We start from the raw sequence: 17,822 nt of genomic DNA, 5'->3' as shown, positions 1-17,822 counted from the left end.
TTCCAGCGGAAATCCGGCACTTCGCCCCTCATGGCAGCCGATGCGGCGCCGCCGCGGCATTGGAACCCATGGATTTTGGCCGGTTCCGGGCGTAGTTTGCGGTTTCAGCCCCGCAGGCATTTCTGTGGGAAAGCATGAACGGAAAGCAAGACGTCGCATGGAAGCCTTTGATATCGCTATCGTCGGGGCCGGGCTCGCCGGCAATATCGCTGCACTCGCTCTTGCCGATTCGGGCAAGCGGGTGGCGCTCGTGGCACCGGCGGGCCGCAGCACCGACGGTCGCACGACGGCGCTGATGGCGCAGTCGATGGACTTCATCCGCGATCTCGGGCTGTTCGAGGAGATCGCCGCCGTCGCAGCTCCGCTGGAGACGATGCGCATCCTCGACGGCACCGGACGGCTTTTCCGTGCACCGCCGGTCAGCTTCCGGTCCAGCGAGGTCGGCCTGCCCGCCTTCGGCTACAACATCCCGAATGCGCCCTTCCTGGCCGAACTGGAGACGCGGATTTCCGCGCACCAGGCGATCACCCGCCTCGAGGCGAAACTCGAACGCCTCGTCCTCACCGAAAGCGCCGTCGAACTGCACCTTTCCGACAAGCGCTCGATCATCGCCGGGCTGGTTGCCGGCGCCGATGGCCGGCAGTCCGAGGTGCGGCGTCAGAGCGGCATTGCGGTGCGCGCGTGGACCTATCCGCAGACCGCGCTGGTCCTGAATTTCGCCCACGACCTGCCGCATGCGAACACCTCGACCGAGTTCCATACCGAGCACGGGCCGTTCACGCAGGTGCCGCTGCCGGGCCGCCGCTCGAGCCTCGTCTGGGTGCTCTCTCCCAGGGAGGCGGAGGCCACCCGTAGCCTGCCGCTCGAAGCACTCGGCCGCGCGGTCGAGGAGCGCATGCAGTCGTTGCTGGGCAAGGTCACCGTCGAGGCCGCGCCGCAGGCCTTCCCGCTTTCCGGCATGCAGGCGGAGCGCTTCGGCAAGGGGCGCGTGGTGCTGCTCGGCGAGGCCGCGCACGCCTTCCCGCCGATCGGCGCCCAGGGCCTCAACCTCAGCCTGCGCGACGTGATGGCGCTGCGCGACCTGCTGGCCGATCCCGCCCGGCCCGCCGCGACGATTGGTGAGGCCTTCGACCGCAGCCGCCGCGCCGACATCCAGAGCCGCACCATGAGCGTCGACCTGCTCAACCGTTCGCTGCTTTCCGGCTTCCTGCCGGTGCAGATCCTGCGGACGGCCGGGCTGCACATGCTGTCCGCCATCGGGCCGCTGCGCAGCGTGGTCATGCGCGAGGGCGTCGAGCCGGGCGGGTCGTGGAAGGCCGTCCGCGATACCTTAAGGGAACGGGTCACCCGGAAGCAGGCCTGACTTGATCGCATAGAGCAGGAGCGTGACGGTCGCGACCGAGAGCACGGTGGTGATCAGGATCGTCGCAGACGCGCGCTCGGGCCAGACCCCGTATTGCTGGCCGATGACGAAGACGTTCGTCGCCGTCGGCAGTGCGGCGAGCAGGACTGCCGTCTGCACCCAGACCGGATCGAAATTGCCGGCGGCACCCAGCAGCAGATACATCGTCAGCGGCAGCAGCAGGAGCTTTGCCGGCACGATGTAGCCGATCTCGGCCGGCACGCGCTTCAGCGGCCGCAGCGCCAGCGTCACGCCCATGGCGAACAGCGCGCAGGGGGCGGCCGCCTGCGCAAGATAGTCGATCAGCCGCTGCGCCGGCGCCGGCGCCTCGAAATGCCAGAAGGCTGCGAGGAAGCCCACCGCCGTGGACAGGATGAAGGGGTGGGTGACGATGCGGCGGACCACATCCCTGACGATCGCCGGCGTCCCCCGCCGGTCGCCGCCGGAAAACGACATCAGCGCCGGCGCGACCATGAAATGCAGCATGTTCTCGAAGCAGAAGACCAGCGCCACCGGCACCGCCGCCGGCTCGCCGAAGGCCAGCAGTGCCAGCCCGGGGCCCATGAAGCCGATATTGCCATAGGCGGCGGCCAGGCCGTGCATGGTCGCCTCGGCGACGCGAGCGCGCCGGAACGCGATGCCGATGGCAAAGATCAGGCCGAAGACGAGGTAGGTGGCACTGACATTGGCGAGGATGAAGTCGACGCGGGTCAACTGCTCGATCGGCGTCCGCGAGATGATCTTGAAGAACAGCGCCGGCAGAGCGATGTAGATGATGAAGGTGTTGAGCCAGCCGAGCGCCTCGGCCGGCTGGCGCGTGATCTTCGCGGCGACGTAGCCCAGCAGGATCATGCCGAAGAACGGCAGGACCAGTCCCATAATTTCCGCCATGCCGTCCGCCGATACCCGTACTTCGAATTGCCTTCGAATGCCTCTAGCGCAAGTCGGCGCCGACCGGAACAGCCGGTTGGAAAGAAACAGGCCCGCTCACCTGATCTGCTCAGCCGATCTGCGACAGGATCGGGAAGGTCTGCTGGAACCAGATCGCCACCGAGCTGATATAGCCGAACATGAAAGCCAGCCCGGTCAGGACGAGCAGCACGCCCATGATGCGCTCCACCATGCCGAGGTGCTTGCGGAAGCGCATCAGGAACCGCATGAAGGCGCCGGAAAAGCCTGCGGCGATCCAGAAAGGCACGGCGAGCCCCAGCGAATAGACGGCCAGCAGGGCTGCGCCCTCGCCCACCGTCTCGCGGGCGGCAGCGACGCCGAGGATCGCGCCGAGCACCGGGCCGATGCAGGGTGTCCAGCCGAAGGCGAAGGCGAGGCCCATCACATAGGCGCCGGACAACGTTGCCGGCTTGCCGCCGCCCTGGAAGCGCGCCTCGCGGGAGAACAGGCCGATCCGCAGCACGCCCAGGAAATGCAGCCCCATCAGGATGATGACGAGGCCGCCCACCTGCGCCAGGATATCCATGTGCCGCCTGAGCGCCATGCCGATCGTGGACGCACCCGCCCCGAGCGCGACGAAGACGGTGGCGAAGCCGAGGGTGAAACACAGGGCGGAGAACAGGACGGCCCGGCGCGCGCGGCCGTCGTCCACGGCGACGGCACCGGCGCCGGCGACTGCACCGTTGCGGAACTGCTCGACGGAAATGCCCGCCATGTAGCAGAGATAGGGCGGCACCAGCGGCAGCACACAGGGCGACAGGAACGACAGGGTGCCGGCCAGAAGCGCGCTCAGCAGGGATATTTCGGCAATCGACAACTGCTTCTCCACGGGAGGCCACGCCCCCATGGGACCGGCCCGCCTCTTCCGGGTCTCACCCGGATGCCATGTACAACCGTTCGACGCCGGTTGCGGTCTTCTGCTTGCGGCGCCGACGTCCATGGCATCCATAAACGCCCGGCCGGGCTGCGCCAAGCACGTTTCTCCCGGCGCGGCGAAATGCAGCAAAAGCCCGATTCGACGCGATTTTACGGGTTGACCGGAAAAAGACGCCTGCTATATGTCCGCCCACTTCCAGGGGGCCCGCGCCCGCTTTCGGGAGCGCGTAGCTCAGCCGGTAGAGCAACTGACTTTTAATCAGTAGGTCCAGGGTTCGAATCCCTGCGCGCTCACCAATAAAATCACTCATTTCGACGCAAGACCTGATGTTTTACTTCAGGAATGGCTGCCCTCATCCCGTCAAACCGGACGTCATTCTTTGCGCAACTGACCGAATGCAAACCGGTGGTCTCCTGTCGGCGGGCGCTTTGTCGGCTTTCCGGCAAGCGCTTGAAAAACATGATGCGCTTGCCGGCGCGGCGTGCCAAATAGACGTGCCTGCAGGCGTGCTCCTGCCGGCCCGGCCCGGGGAGCGGCCGGAGGGGCAGGACAGTCGGGCAGGAAGGCAGAAGCACAGAAGATGAGCCGTAAGATTCGATCGCTATCGTTCGTCGCCTCGCAGGCACCGGAGGCGGAGCAGGCCCGCGACCAGCTGGTCGAACGCTACGGGGACGCCCTGCCGGAGGAGGCCGACGTGATCGTCGCGCTCGGCGGCGACGGGTTCATGCTGCAGACGCTGCATACGACCATGAACTCCGGCAAGATGGTCTACGGCATGAACCGCGGCTCGATCGGCTTCCTCATGAACCGCTTCAGCCTGGCGGACCTGCCCGCCCGCATCGAACGGGCGGTGGCCAACATCTGCCGGCCGCTGGAAATGCGCACGGTCGATGCCGACGGCCAGGTCAGCGAGGCGCTGGCGATCAACGAGGTCTATCTCTTCCGCCAGTCCTACCAGGCGGCCAAGCTGAGGGTCGACATCGACGGGCGGACGCGGCTGCAGGAACTGATCTGCGACGGCCTGCTGCTGGCGACGCCGGCCGGATCGACCGCCTACAACCTGTCGGCGCACGGCCCGATCCTGCCGCTCGAGGCGCCGCTTTTGGCCCTGACGCCGGTCAGCCCGTTCCGGCCGCGGCGGTGGCGCGGGGCGCTGCTGCCGAACCGGGTCACCGTCGACATCGAGATCCTCGAGCCCGAGAAGCGGCCCGTCAACGCCGTCGCCGACTACACCGAGATCAAGTCGGTCCGCTCGGTGCGGATCGCCCAGTCGGAGAGTTCCACCGCCATCATCCTCTCCGATCCCGACCACTCCTGGTCGGAGCGCATCCTGTCCGAGCAGTTCCAGTACTAGCCCGAACCGATCGCTCAGGACCAGCCAGGCACGAAAGGCGCAACAGATGTCCCGTCCCTACCCCGCAATCATCGCCCTTACGGCCCTGCTCGCCGTCGCTCCTGCCGCAGCGGCGCAGGAACCCTCGCCGTTGCCCGCGAACGTGACCTTCGCCGTCAGCACCGGCTACTGGGAGGAACAGGCGGGCGACGAGGGCGGGAAGCAGGCCGCCTCCGGCGCCGCGACGCCGGAAGCGTCGGCGGTCCGGCGGGGCTACTACAAGCTGTTCTCGCTGCGCCAGCCGGACGGCACGGCGCAGATCCACCTGCAGCGGATCGAGGCGACGCCCGAGGGACCGGCGATCGCCTCGTCGACGGAGCTGGAGGAATTCTCGACGATGAAGGCCTATGTCACCGATATCCGGCCGGAAAGCTCCGACGGCGTGAAGGGCCAGCCGGGCATGTTCGCCACCGTCCATCTCAAGACGGACCCGCAAGCGGCGGAATCGACCGCCTGGACGGTGCTGATCGACGATATCGGCGAATTGACGGTGGAGAAGGCCAGCAACTGAGCGGGCCGCGGGGCGCTATCGCGTCCCCTGCAGGCCACCGGCATCGGCGCCTCTCCCGCTTCGGGAAACAGACGGCGCCTTGCGGCGCCGTCATCTATCAATGGACCGATAGGCCCGTCAGGCCAGGTCGTCCACGACCGCGTCGGCGCCGCCGCTCACGCGGTGGGCGAGCGCGGCTTCCATGAAGTCGTTGAGTTCCCCGTCGAGCACGTCGGAGGGCGACGTGCTTTCGACGCCGGTGCGCAGGTCCTTGACCAGCTGGTAGGGCTGCAGGACGTAGGAGCGGATCTGGTGGCCCCAGCCGATGTCGGTCTTCGACGCGGCCTCGGCATTGGCGGCCTCCTCGCGCTTCTTCAACTCGGCCTCGTAGAGGCGGGCGCGCAGCATGTCCCAGGCCTTGGCCCGGTTCTTGTGCTGCGAGCGTTCCTGCTGGCAGGCCACCACGATGCCGGAGGGAATGTGCGTGATCCGCACCGCCGAATCGGTCGTGTTGACGTGCTGGCCGCCGGCGCCGGACGAGCGATAGGTGTCGATGCGGCAGTCGCTCTCGTTGATGTCGATGCTGATCGAATCGTCGACGACCGGATAGACCCAGATCGACGAGAACGAGGTGTGGCGACGGGCATTGCTGTCATAGGGCGAGATGCGCACCAGCCGGTGCACGCCCGATTCGGTCTTCATCCAGCCATAGGCATTGTGGCCCTTGACGAGGATCGTCGCGGACTTGATGCCGGCCTCTTCGCCGTCGTGAATCTCGAGCAGCTCGACCTTGAAGCCCTGGCGCTCGGCCCAGCGGGTGTACATGCGCAGAAGCATGTTCGCCCAGTCCTGGCTCTCGGTGCCGCCGGCGCCGGAATGGACCTCGACATAGGTGTCGTTGCCGTCGGCCTCGCCGGAGAGCATCGCCTCCACCTGGCGGCGGTTGGCTTCCGTTCGAAGCTCCTTGAGCGCGGCCTCGGCATCCTTGACGATGTCGGCGTCGCCCTCTTCCTCACCGAGCTCGATCAGCTCGATGTTGTCCTTCAGCTGCTGCTCCAGCCCGCGCAGGCCGTTGATGCCGTCATCGAGCTGCTGGCGCTCGCGCATCAGCTTCTGCGCTTCGGATGCGTCGTTCCAGAGGCTCGGGTCCTCTGCCTTGTTGTTCAACCAGTCCAGTCGTCTTACCGCCTGATCCCAGTCAAAGATGCCTCCTCAGCAGGCTTATGGCCTGCTTGATTTCGTCGACTACGTTCTCGATTTCCGCGCGCATATCCGTTTTCTTCTGTGGTTTGCGAGTTGGCCCGTGAGATAGTCACATGGCCGAAAGATGTAAAGGCGGACGTCGGAGAACGCCCGCCTTTTTCATTCTGTCTGTCCGGTCAGGACGAGCGGCTCAGAACAGGCCGCTCTGGCCGCCGGTGACGGCCTGGTTGGCCTGCGGCGAGCTGCGCAGGATCTCTTCCGGCTCCATGAACTCGTCGCCGCCGATGACCGAGAAGACGTCGGCCGGGCCGGTGCCGGGCTTGAAGGCTTCCATGATGGTGTCGGGATCGCCCTCGGATGCGGCCATGCCGGTCTTGCGGTCGACCGCGATCATCTGCATGCCTTCGGGGACGAGGAACTTGGTCGGCGGGGTACCTTCGACCGCCGCCTGCATGAACTCGTTGAAGAGCGGTGCCGACAGAGAGCCGCCGGTCGAGCCACGGCCGAGCGGAGCCGGGCTGTCGAAGCCGATATAGAGGCCGGCGACGAGGTCCGGCGTATAGCCGACGAACCAGGCGTCCTTCTCGTCGTTGGTGGTGCCGGTCTTGCCGGCAGCCGGGCGGTCGAGCTTGATCTTGCCGGCGGCGGTGCCGCGCGTGACGACGCCTTCCATCATCGAGGTGATCTGGTAGGCGGTCATCGGATCGAGAACCTGCTCGCGGTTGTCGATCACGTTCGGCTCTTCCTGGTTCTCCCAGTCCTGGGCATTGCAGCCCTCGCAGGTCCGCTCCTCGTGGCTGAAGATCGTCTTGCCGTAGCGGTCCTGGATGCGGTCGATCAGCGAGGGCTTGATCTGCTTGCCGCCGTTGGCGAGCACGGAATAGGCCGAGACCATGCGGAGCACCGTGGTCTCGCCGGAGCCGAGCGACATGGCCAGCACCGGGTTCATCTTGTCGTAGACGCCGAAGCGTTCGGCATATTCCGCCACGAGGCCCATGCCCATGTCCTGGGCAAGGCGGACCGTCATCAGGTTGCGCGACTTCTCGATGCCGAGCCGCAGGGTCGAGGGGCCGGCCGAGCCGCCGCCGTAGTTCTGCGGGCGCCAGACCTCGCCGCCGGAGACGATCTCGATCGGGGCGTCCATGATGACGGAAGCGGGCGTATAGCCGTTGTCGAGGGCTGCGGCGTAGACGAAAGGCTTGAACGAGGAGCCCGGCTGGCGCATCGCCTGCGTCGCGCGGTTGAATTCCGACTGGCTGTAGGAGAAGCCGCCGACCATGGCGAGCACGCGCCCGGTATGCGGATCCATCGCCACCAGCCCGCCCTGCACGCGCGGCGGCTGGCGAAGCCTGTAGCTGCCATCGGTCTCCGTCGGCTCGACATAGACCACGTCGCCCGGCGACAGCACGCCTTCCGGCGAGCGGGCCGTCTTGCGGTCGCCCGTGGCCGAGCGGTAGGCCCATTTCATCGCGTCCGCCGCGATGCGGCCGGTGACGCGCTCCTCGGCCACCTTGCCGGACGGTTCCTTGCGCGGCTGCAGGCCGATGTCGGCGCCCTCGGCGTCGGTCGCGAGCACGACGGCGAGCTTCCATTCGGGCACGTCGCCGTAGCCTGCGACCTTGCTCAGTTCGATGCCCCAGTCGCTGCCGATCTCGACGGTTTTGATCGGGCCGTGAAAGCCGCGGCGCTCGTCATAGCTGATGAGGCCGCCCTGCAGGACCCTGCGGGCGATGACCTGCATGCGCGGGTCGAGCGAGGTGCGCACGGACAGGCCACCTTCGTAGAGCGCGTTGTCCCCGTAGCGCTCGATGATCTGCCGGCGCACCTCCTCGGCGAAATAGTCGGAGGCGAAGAGATAGGAGCCGCGGTTGCGCGGCGTCACGCCGAGCGGCTGTTTCTTGGCTTCGTCGCCTTCGCTGCGGGTGACGTAGCCGTTCTCGACCATGCGGTCGACCACCCAGTTGCGCCGCTCGATTGCAGCCTCGGTGCGGCGGAAGGGATGATAGTTGTTCGGCCCCTTCGGCAGGGCCGCGAGATAGGCCGTCTCGGCGATCGAAAGCTCGGTGACCGACTTGTCGAAATAGGTGAGCGCTGCGCCGGCGATGCCGTAGGAGTTCATCCCGAAGAAGATCTCGTTGAGATAGAGCTCGAGGATGCGGTCCTTGGAATAGGCCTGCTCGATGCGGAAGGAGAGGATCGCCTCCTTCACCTTGCGGTCGATGGTCTGGTCGGAGGAGAGCAGGAAGTTCTTGGCGACCTGCTGGGTGATCGTGGACGCACCGACCGGACGGCGCCCGGAGCCCATCTGCTGGAGGTTGGTGACGATCGCGCGGAAGAGGCCCGTCACGTCGACGCCGGGGTGGTTGTAGAAGTTCTTGTCCTCGGCGGAGAGGAAGGCCGCCTTCACCCGGTCGGGGATGGCCTGGATCGGCAGGTAGAGCCGCCGCTCGCGCGCATACTCGGCCATCAGCGCGCCGTTCGTCGCGTGCACGCGCGTGGTCACGGGCGGAGCGTAGCTGTTCAACACCTCGTAGTCGGGCAGATCCTTCGTGACATTGGCGAGATAGACCGCGACGAACGCGGCCACACCGAGGAAAAAGACGGTGCCGATCCCGAAAAAATATCCAATCAATCTGACCATGTGCCGTTACCGGTATCCTATCATTTCATCAGCCAGGACGATGAAGGCGCACCGCATCATGCGCGGGTACTGGCGACCTCGGCCATTGCGGCAGGCGACCAGAGAATTCGCCATCGAGTCGTCCGGATACATGACCCCGACTAGAGCCCCGAATGTGAGGAAAATAGGGCTTACTGCAAACAACGCGCGAAGGCCACGAAACAATTGCCCGTGCTGTCACTTTTTCGGCACATGCGTGCAAACTGACAGAGCAGCGACCGGTTTCCCGGCAGATCAGCCGCCATTGGCAATGACGACCGAGCGATAGCGCTGCACTGCCTCGGCGATCAGGCCCGCCACCTTCTTCTGCCAGGCCGGATCGAGCAGAAGCTGCTCGTCGTCCTTGTTCGACAGGAAGCCGAGCTCGAGCAGGACGGAAGGCACGTCCGGCGCGGTCAGCACGCGGAAGCCGGCGTGGCGATGCGGGTTGTTGATCAGCTTCACCTCGCCCTCGAAGGCACCGACCACCTCCCTGGCGAGGCTGATGGAGAAGGCCTGGGTTTCGCGGCGGGTGAGATCGATCAGGATGTCTGCGACCTCGGCCGGCTCGCCCTGCAGCGGCATGCCGGCGATCTCGTCGGACAGGTTCTCGCGCGCGGCGAGGTTGGCGGCAAGGCTGTCGGAGGCCTTGTCGGAGATCGTATAGACGGTAGCGCCGCGGATATCCTTCTGCCGCAGGGTGTCGGCATGGACCGAAATGAGCAGGTTGGCGCCCTGGTTGCGGGCGAGCTGGACGCGCTGCGACAGGGAGAGGAATTCGTCCTTGTCGCGGGTCAGCACCGCCTTCGTCGCGGGCGAAGCGTTCAGGGCGGTGGTCAATTCCCGGGCGAAGGCGAGCGTCACCGCCTTCTCGTGGGTCCCCGTCGCCGCCCCTTGTGCGCCGTTGTCGATGCCGCCATGGCCGGCGTCGACGGCGATCACGAACGTCCCGCCGTCGCCGGTCGCTGCCCCCGGCAGGACCGGCCGGGTCTCGGCCACCGCGGCGGCATCCTGCCAGCTCTGGCCGCTGAGGAGCTTCGCAAACGCGTCCTCGGTCACGATCGCGGTGTCGACGACGAGCCGATAGCCCGCGCCCCCCTCCTCCTTGCGCACCTCGGACGCGACGACGCTTGCCGGGCGGTCGGCGGTGAGGACGATGCGGGATTTTCCAGCGGCCATGCCGCCATAGCGGATGTCGGAGAAAAGCCCGCGCGCGGCGACGTCGTCCTTCTTCAGGGCAAACACCGTGTCGGGCAGGTCGATCAGGATGCGGTAGGGATTGGCGACATAATGCACCGAGATTTCCGGCCGCTTGTCGAAGTCGAGGATCAGCCGCGTGCGGGCGTCGTCGCCGGCGACCCGGCCCGAATAGGCGACCAGCGGCACCTTGTCGGCCGGAATGGAGGCGTCGGCCGGGATGGAGGCCGTCGGCACGTCCGCCCCCGCGGCACGCGACGGCGCGGGAACGAAGGCGAGGATGCCGGCCAGAAGGCACGCGGCACCGGCAAGCCGATGCATCGCAGAACGCCGCTTCGCCGCTTCGACCCTCACCCGGTCACTCCCTCGTCAAGAAACTGAACATCATGGCGCCGGGATCCAACCGCGATTCGGTCGCGCGCGCCAGCGGCGACACATCGGGCCGCCCGCGCACCAACTTGCATTCGCAGGGTTAACCAAAGCTTACCACCCGCCCGCACTCCATCCGGACCGGGGCCATTCCATCCGGCCGGATTCCATCATAATTGTGACGGTCAGGGCTTTTTCCTTGCCATTGTGACATATTGAACATAAAAGCGATTTCAAGGAAAAAGTACAGACGGGATAGAAGCCGCAGGCGGGCAGCCAACCATTTGGATTTGGCGCCGAAACTGGCCTTCATCCGCCGTCGCAATGCTTCTTCCCGAGCAATGGAATCGCGGTAATCCGGCGGTGGCCGGACCAAATTCAACGGTGGATATCCACCATGGGCACTCACGCCCGCTTCATCGGACCTTTTGGGTCTATGGCATTGGCATTCTCGTTTGGACGTTGATGTTGTCGCTGCGGTATTTGTCAGAGGTTAACAGGCTCCGGTGCGTGATCGTACCAGCCGTTGTCTGGCCGCGGCCCGCTCATCCAGCCCCGACGGGGAATCACTTATCCGGCGCAGCGCTCCCTCCCTCCGGTCCCCCGCCCTTTGGCGGGCGGTCGCCAGACAGGCTTGACCTGCGCCGAGGAGCAGAACTTTCATGGCAGACAAAATGCTTATCGATGCGTCTCATGCAGAGGAGACGCGCGTCGTTGTCGTACGCGGCAACCGCATAGAAGAATTCGATTTCGAATCCCAGCACAAGAAACAGATCCGCGGCAACATCTACCTTGCCAAGGTGACCCGCGTCGAACCCTCGCTGCAGGCAGCGTTCGTCGATTACGGCGGCAACCGGCACGGCTTCCTGGCCTTTGCCGAAATCCACCCCGACTACTACCAGATCCCGCTGGCCGACCGGCAGGCGCTGCTGCGTGCCGAGGCCGAGGAAGCCCGCCGCGACGACGACATCGAGCATGTCGAGACCGCGCCGGTCCCCGCCCAGCCGATAAAGGTCAGGCAGAAAGCCGCAGACGAGCCGGAAACGGCGGTCGAGGCCGTCGCCGTCGAAGACACCGTTGAAGCCGCTCCCGCCGCGGAAGCTGCCGTCGACGCCGAGGCTGCCCCCGTCGAGGAAGAGGCCAAGCCGAAGGCAAAGAAGCCCCGCAAGCCGCGCGCCAAGAAGGCTGCCGCGAAGGACGAGGCGGTTGAAACGGCCGAGGCCGCTGCTGCCGACGACGAGGACGGCAAGACGCCTTCCGGCGACATGGCCGCCGCCGTCGATACCGACGTGATCTCCGAGGACGTGCGCAAGCGCCCGGGCGACGACGACGATGACGACGACGATCACCACGAAGAAAAGGAAGTGATCGAATCGGTCGGCGCCGAAGACGCGATGGAAGAGGTTCCCGACCGCGCCGCGCGCCGCCCGCGCAAGCAGTACCGGATCCAGGAAGTGATCAAGCGCCGGCAGATCCTGCTGGTGCAGGTCGCCAAGGAAGAGCGCGGCAACAAGGGTGCGGCGCTGACCACCTATCTCTCGCTCGCCGGCCGTTACTCGGTCCTGATGCCGAACACCGCCCGCGGCGGCGGCATTTCCCGCAAAATCACCAACCCGCAGGACCGCAAGCGTCTGAAGGAGATCGCCCGCGACCTCGAGGTTCCGCAGGGCATGGGCGTGATCCTGCGCACCGCCGGCGCCAACCGCACCAAGGTCGAGGTCAAGCGCGACTTCGAATACCTGATGCGCCTGTGGGAGAACGTCCGCACGCTGACGCTGAACTCGACTGCCCCCTGCCTCGTCTACGAGGAAGGTTCGCTGATCAAGCGCTCGATCCGCGACCTCTACAACAAGGACATCGGCGAGATCGTCGTCGCCGGCGAGGAAGGCTACAAGGAAGCCAAGGGCTTCATGAAGATGCTGATGCCGAGCCACGCCAAGGTGGTTCAGCCCTATCGCGACATCCACCCGATCTTCTCGCGCTCGGGCATCGAGGCCCAGCTCGACCGGATGCTGCAGCCGCAGGTGACGCTGAAGTCGGGCGGTTACATCATCATCAACCAGACCGAGGCGCTGGTTTCGATCGACGTCAACTCCGGCCGTTCGACCCGCGAGCATTCGATCGAGGAAACGGCGCTGCAGACGAACCTCGAGGCGGCCGAGGAAGTGGCGCGGCAACTGCGCCTGCGCGACCTTGCCGGCCTCGTCGTCATCGACTTCATCGACATGGAGGAGAAACGCAACAACCGCGCCGTCGAGAAGCGCCTCAAAGACCACCTGAAGAACGACCGCGCCCGCATCCAGGTCGGCCGCATCTCGCATTTCGGCCTGCTCGAAATGTCGCGCCAGCGCATCCGCGCCTCGGTGCTCGAAAGCACGATGCAGATCTGCTCGCACTGCAACGGCACCGGCCATGTGCGCTCGCAATCCTCCGTGGCGCTGCACGTCCTGCGCGGCATCGAGGAGTACCTGCTCAAGAACACGACGCACAACATCACCGTGCGCACGACCCCGGATACCGCGCTCTACCTGCTCAACCACAAGCGCGGCACGATCGGCGACTACGAGACCCGCTTCGGCGTCCATATCGTCATCGACGCGGACGCCCATGTCGGCGCGCAACACTTTGCGATCGATCGCGGCGAGCCGGTGGAGAACCCGGTCAGGATCGACCAGTTCGTCCAGTTCGCTCCCGAGCCCGATGAAGACGACGACATCGTCATCGAGGAGGAGATCGACGAGGAAGCCGAGGCCGTGAAGCCGGCGGCAGCCGCTGCCGCCTCCGACGACCAGGCCGGCCGCAAGCGCAAGCGCCGCCGCCGCCGCCGCGGCCGTGGCGGCCAGGACGGCGCCGAGGGCAGCGACACCGCCTCCTTCGGCGGCGAACAGGCCGGCGACGAGGACGAGGACGGCGAGGATGCCGAGGGCGAGGCCAGCGAAGCCGAGGGCGATGCCGCCCGCATCGCCGCCGACGGCGACCAGTCCAAGCGTAAGCGCCGCCGGCGCGGCAAGCGCGGCGGACGCCGCAACCGCGGCGACGAAGGCGACATCGCTGCAGACGCGGATGCGGCCGACGGCTTCGAAGACGAAGGCGAGGCAGCGGTAGAGGCAGAGGCAGAGGCCGAAGTCGCGGCAGCCGCCGACGACAACCTGGACGCAGCCGCCGAGGCTGCGATCGAGGGACAGCCCGCTCCCGTCGAGGTCGTGACCGAGGTGGCGGAAGCCCCTGCGCCCAAGGCCCGCCGGACCCGCAAGGCGAAGGCAAAGACCGGCGACGAGGCGGTTGCCGCGGAGCCCGTAGAGAAGGCCGCAGCGGACGCGGCGGCACAGACCGCGGTCGAGGAACAGCCGGCGGAAGCGGCTGTCGAGCCGGCCGTCGAGGAAGCGGCAGCCGTGCTGGACGAGGCCAAGCCCGCCCGCGCCAACCGCGACCTTTCGACGATCGCAAGCGCGCCCGTCGTCAAGTCCTCGGCCAAGCCGGAAACCGAAGGCGACGAACCGGAAAAGCCCAAGAAGGGCGGCTGGTGGCAGCGTCGCGGCTTCTTCTGAGACGCCTGACATCACTGGAACAGAGGACCCGGCCTTCGCGCCGGGTCTTTTCGTTTTGCGCCGGAATCGGGTGGTTCCCCAATCGTGCGTCTGCGACACCGGCGCTCATCAGGAACCGGCAAGGGAGCCACCCATGACCCGCCTCACCAACAAGATCGCCATCATCACCGGTGCCAGCTCGGGGATCGGCCGCGCCGCCGCGCTACGCTTCGTGCGAGCAGGCGCAAAGGTCGTACTGTCCGCCCGTGGACGCGAACGGCTGGAGGCGGTCGCGCAGGAAATTCGCGCCGAGGGTGGCAGCGTGATCGCCGTTCCCGGCGATGTCGGCGAGGAAGCCCATCACAAGGCCCTTGTCGAAGCGGCGACGGCCGAATTCGGCGGCCTCGACATCGCCTTCAACAATGCCGGCACGACCGGCCGTGTCGGCCCCCTCCCCGAACTGTCGATGGCAGACTGGCAGGACGTACTGGCCGTCAACCTGACCAGCGGCTTCCTCGCCGCCAAGCATCAGTTGCCGGCCCTGGAGGCACGGGGCGGCGGCGCCCTCGTCTACACTTCCACCTTCGTCGGCCACACGGCGGGCTTTCCGGGGCTCGCCGCCTATGCCGCCTCGAAGTCGGGCCTCATCGGCCTCGTGCAGGTACTCGCTTCGGAATATGGGCCGAAAGGCATTCGCGTCAACGCGCTGCTGCCGGGCGCAACCGACACGCCCATGGGGCGGCACGTCGCGAACACGCCGGAGGCGCGGCAGTTCATTGCCGGCCTCAATGCCTTCAAGCGCATCGCCGCGCCGGAGGAAATCGCCGAGGCCGCCCTGTTCCTCTGCTCCGACGCCTCCAGCTTCATCACCGGCACGGCGATGCTGGTCGACGGCGGCGTGTCGATCAACCGTGTATGAGACGGCGGGTCTGTTTGCCGAGAACGATGCCGGCTCAACCCAGCCAGCGTGCGAGGCGGTCGACGGCCTCGCTCATCTCCTCGAAAGAACCGGCAAAGGAGAAGCGCACGGTGCGATGGCCGCCCACGGGGTCGAAGTCGTGCCCCGGCGTCGCCGCCACGTCGATCTCCGCCAGCATGCGCCTGGCAAAGGCCATGCTGTCATTGGTGAAGCGGCCGGCGTCGACATAGGCGTAGAAGGCGCCATCCATCGGCGAGGCGATCGAAAAGCCGATCTCGGGCAGCCGGGTGGCGAGCAGGTCGCGGTTGCGGCGGTAGGCGTCGCGATGGAGGTCGAGCTCGTCGCGCGCGCCAAGTGCTGCGAGCCCGGCGAGCTGCGAGATTTCCGGCGCCGATATATAGAGGCTCTGCGACAGCCGCTCGATCGAGCGGACGACGCCCTCGGGCAGCACCATCCAGCCGATCCGCCAGCCGGTCATGCAATAGTATTTGGAAAACGAGTTGATCACGACCACGTCGTCGGTCAGTTCCAGCGCGCTGGTCTCCTCGCCGGAAAACGTCAGCCCGTGATAGATCTCGTCGGAGATGAAGGCGATGTCGTTTTCCGTGCAGTAGTGCGCAAGCGCCTTCAGGTGGGCGCGGTTGGTGACGGTGCCGGTCGGATTGGCCGGGCTGGCGAGGAGCACGCCGGATAGCCTGCCGAACACGCTCTGCGCCGCCTCCAGGCTTTCCGGCGTGATGGTGAAGTCGTTTGCAGCGCTCACCTCGATCTCGATCGTCTCGATACCGAGTGCTGCCAGGATGTTGCGGTAGGCTGGATAGCCCGGCCGCGCGATCGCGACCCGGTCGCCGGGGTCGAACAGCGTCAGGAAGGCCAGGTTGAAGCCGGCCGACGAGCCGGTGGTCACGGCGATGCGGGCCGGATCGACCTCGACGCGGTGATGGCTGCGGTAGTGGTCGGCGATGCCGCGGCGCAGGGCGGCAAGGCCCAGCGCCTCGGTATAGCCGACCCGCCCGTCGGCAAGGGCTGCCCTTGCGGCATCGAGGGCGGCGCGCGGCGCCGGACAGGCCGGCTGGCCGACGGCCATCGAAATGACAGGGCGCCCCTGTGCACGCCGGCGCGTCGCGTCCGCCAGCACATCCATCGCATGGAAGGGTTCGACTGCGCTTCGTCGGGAGACTTTCATCTTCGCACCTGTCCTCGCTATTGCATGGGGCGACCGGGCATCTTCGATGCCATATGCACTAGCCGCAAGAAAGGCCTGTTCACAATCCCGGGATGACCGGATTTTCGCCGTCTTTGCGGTTTCGTTTGCGACAACCGCGCCATATGGTGGCCGCGATGCGCCGAAAGGCGCGACGGATAACGGCCGCGGCATCCGCCTGACGGCACTACGAGGACAAGATGTTTCGCACCAAAGCCAAATCGTTCGCTGCCGCGCTCGCACTCGCCGGCGCCGTCTTCCTGCCGCTTCAGGCGCAGGCGCTCGACGACAAGCAGAAGGAAGAGTTCGGCGCCTATATCAAGGAATATCTGCTCGCCAACCCGGAAATCCTGATGGACATGCAGGAGGCCCTGCAGCAGAAGCAGGCCCAGCAGCAGCAGGAACAGGCCACGGCCGCGATCACCGAGAACAAGGCCGCGATCTTCAACGGCAAGGACGACATCTCGCTCGGAAACCCCGATGGCGACGTCACGATCGTGGAATTCTTCGACTACAATTGCGGCTACTGCAAGCGAGCCCTTTCCGACATGGAAGCGGTGCTGGAAAACGACAAGAACGTGCGCTTCGTCCTGAAGGAACTACCGATCCTCGGCCCTGATTCGCTGGCCGCCCACAAGGTCAGCGCGGCCGTGCGCGATCTGGCGCCGGAGAAGTACGGCGAGTTCCACCGCACGCTTCTCGGCGGCGAGGAGCGCGCGACGGAGGAGACGGCGATCGCGGTGGCGACCGGGCTCGGCCTCAACGAGGCCGACATCCGCAAGCAGATGGAGACCAAGCCCCACGACGACGCCGTGCGCCAGGCCTATTCGCTGGCCCAGAGCCTCGGCATCACCGGCACGCCCTCCTACGTCATCTCGAACGAGGCGGTGTTCGGCGCCGTCGGCGTCGACGAACTGACCGCGAAGGTGGCCAATGTCCGCGCCTGCGGCAAGGCGGTCTGCTGAGCCGGGCGACGCACCCCGGCCAGAAAAACGATCCGCATGGTCCCGAACGACCCGCCCTGCCCCGGGATCATGCGCTTCCGCCATCTTTCCGCCATTCCCTTGCGGTTCAGCCTTCTTGGTTGTGGACAAGACGCGCGTGATTCCTTGGGGCTTTTCCTTGGGGAACCGGCGGTTTATAGGTAGCCCACGATCCAGCAAGCGGAAATCCGAATGGCATCCACCATCTTCGTCCTGAACGGCCCGAACCTCAATGCGCTCGGCAAGCGCGAGCCCGGGATCTATGGCGGGCATACGCTGGCCGATATCGAGGTCCTGTGCCGGGCCGAGGGCGAGCGGATCGGTTTCGCCATCGATTTCCGCCAGTCGAATCACGAGGGCACGCTGATCGACTGGATCCACGAGGCGGGCGACACGGCAGCCGGCATCGCCATCAACGCCGGCGCCTATACGCACACTTCGCTTGCCCTGCACGACGCCATCAAGGCGATCAGCATCCCGGTCGTCGAACTGCACATTTCCAACGTCCATGCCCGCGAGGAAGTCCGCCACAAGTCCATGATCGCATCGGCGGTCAAGGGCGTGATCTGCGGGTTCGGCGAGCAGAGCTACATCCTGGCGCTCCACGCGCTGAAATCCATCACGAAATAAGAAGAGAATAAGAGGCTT

Annotated in this window: 14 protein-coding genes and 1 tRNA gene; 8 read left to right on the top strand and 7 right to left on the bottom strand. The window is 66.2% G+C overall.

The genetic code is table 11. The annotated features are described in order from the left end of the window. Positions 1-157: 157 nt before the first annotated feature. The gene (locus LQK81_RS04815; protein ID WP_230803915.1) at positions 158-1,363 is read left to right on the top strand and encodes a UbiH/UbiF family hydroxylase; all 1,206 of its coding nucleotides are present in this window, start codon (positions 158-160) and stop codon (positions 1,361-1,363) included. Here the strand turns inward: LQK81_RS04815 and LQK81_RS04810 are convergent. Together LQK81_RS04810 and LQK81_RS04805 are read right to left on the bottom strand one after the other, a co-directional pair. Next, complete coding sequence (locus LQK81_RS04810; protein ID WP_230803914.1) at positions 1,331-2,293, bottom strand: AEC family transporter; 963 nt, start codon at positions 2,291-2,293, stop codon at positions 1,331-1,333. The genes LQK81_RS04815 and LQK81_RS04810 overlap by 33 nt on opposite strands. A 109-nt stretch (positions 2,294-2,402) precedes the next feature. Further along, positions 2,403-3,170 carry a cytochrome c biogenesis CcdA family protein gene (locus tag LQK81_RS04805; protein WP_230803913.1) on the bottom strand — a complete coding sequence of 256 codons (768 nt, stop codon included), beginning with the start codon at positions 3,168-3,170 and terminating at the stop codon, positions 2,403-2,405. A 280-nt stretch (positions 3,171-3,450) separates the two neighbouring features. On the opposite strand from LQK81_RS04805, the gene LQK81_RS04800 reads away from it, so the two are divergent. The 3 genes from LQK81_RS04800 (at position 3,451) to LQK81_RS04790 (ending at position 5,134) form a co-directional block, all read left to right on the top strand. Further along, positions 3,451-3,526: transfer RNA gene (locus LQK81_RS04800), tRNA-Lys, on the top strand. Between the two features lie 284 nt (positions 3,527-3,810). Then, complete coding sequence (locus LQK81_RS04795; protein WP_230803912.1) at positions 3,811-4,584, top strand: NAD kinase; 774 nt, start codon at positions 3,811-3,813, stop codon at positions 4,582-4,584. A gap of 46 nt (positions 4,585-4,630) precedes the next feature. Continuing rightward, positions 4,631-5,134: a hypothetical protein gene (locus LQK81_RS04790; RefSeq protein ID WP_230803910.1), complete on the top strand. Its 504-nt coding sequence runs from the start codon at positions 4,631-4,633 to the stop codon at positions 5,132-5,134. Positions 5,135-5,251: 117 nt separating this feature from the next. Here LQK81_RS04790 and prfB read toward each other — a convergent pair. The 4 genes from prfB to LQK81_RS04770 form a co-directional block, all read right to left on the bottom strand. Continuing rightward, positions 5,252-6,383 (bottom strand): peptide chain release factor 2 gene (gene prfB, locus LQK81_RS04785; RefSeq protein ID WP_230803908.1). Its coding sequence is split into 2 segments (ribosomal slippage): positions 5,252-6,313 and positions 6,315-6,383, totalling 1,131 coding nucleotides; the frame shifts between segments, so codons are not numbered across the junction. Positions 6,384-6,506: 123 nt separating this feature from the next. After that, on the bottom strand, positions 6,507-8,957 hold the full coding sequence (locus LQK81_RS04780; protein ID WP_230803906.1) for a penicillin-binding protein 1A: 2,451 nt from the start codon (positions 8,955-8,957) through the stop codon (positions 6,507-6,509). Between the two features lie 273 nt (positions 8,958-9,230). Next, positions 9,231-10,493, bottom strand: a complete 1,263-nt coding sequence (locus LQK81_RS04775; RefSeq protein ID WP_230803902.1) for an N-acetylmuramoyl-L-alanine amidase — start codon at positions 10,491-10,493, stop codon at positions 9,231-9,233. A gap of 151 nt (positions 10,494-10,644) precedes the next feature. Then, entirely contained in the window at positions 10,645-10,950 is a 306-nt protein-coding gene (locus LQK81_RS04770) for a hypothetical protein (protein ID WP_230803900.1), read from the bottom strand. Positions 10,951-11,203: 253 nt separating this feature from the next. Between LQK81_RS04770 and LQK81_RS04765 the strand changes: the two genes are divergently transcribed. After that, on the top strand, positions 11,204-14,089 hold the full coding sequence (locus tag LQK81_RS04765; RefSeq protein WP_230803898.1) for an Rne/Rng family ribonuclease: 2,886 nt from the start codon (positions 11,204-11,206) through the stop codon (positions 14,087-14,089). Positions 14,090-14,222: 133 nt separating this feature from the next. After that, positions 14,223-14,987, top strand: a complete 765-nt coding sequence (locus LQK81_RS04760) for an SDR family oxidoreductase (RefSeq protein ID WP_230803896.1) — start codon at positions 14,223-14,225, stop codon at positions 14,985-14,987. 34 nt (positions 14,988-15,021) lie between these two features. Here LQK81_RS04760 and LQK81_RS04755 read toward each other — a convergent pair whose 3' ends face one another. After that, a complete protein-coding gene (locus LQK81_RS04755) occupies positions 15,022-16,173 on the bottom strand; it encodes a pyridoxal phosphate-dependent aminotransferase (protein WP_230803893.1) in 1,152 nt (383 codons plus the stop codon). A gap of 218 nt (positions 16,174-16,391) precedes the next feature. On the opposite strand from LQK81_RS04755, the gene LQK81_RS04750 reads away from it, so the two are divergent. Further along, on the top strand, positions 16,392-17,156 hold the full coding sequence (locus LQK81_RS04750) for a DsbA family protein (protein WP_230803890.1): 765 nt from the start codon (positions 16,392-16,394) through the stop codon (positions 17,154-17,156). Positions 17,157-17,366: 210 nt separating this feature from the next. Continuing rightward, the gene (aroQ, locus tag LQK81_RS04745; protein WP_230803887.1) at positions 17,367-17,804 is read left to right on the top strand and encodes a type II 3-dehydroquinate dehydratase; all 438 of its coding nucleotides are present in this window, start codon (positions 17,367-17,369) and stop codon (positions 17,802-17,804) included. The last annotated feature ends 18 nt before the right edge of the window (positions 17,805-17,822 follow it).

Source organism: Rhizobium sp. GN54 (genome assembly GCF_021026345.1).
GTDB lineage: Bacteria > Pseudomonadota > Alphaproteobacteria > Rhizobiales > Rhizobiaceae > Mycoplana.
The sequence above is the reverse complement of the archived record's forward strand: the minus strand, read 5'-3'. Positions and strand labels throughout refer to the sequence as shown.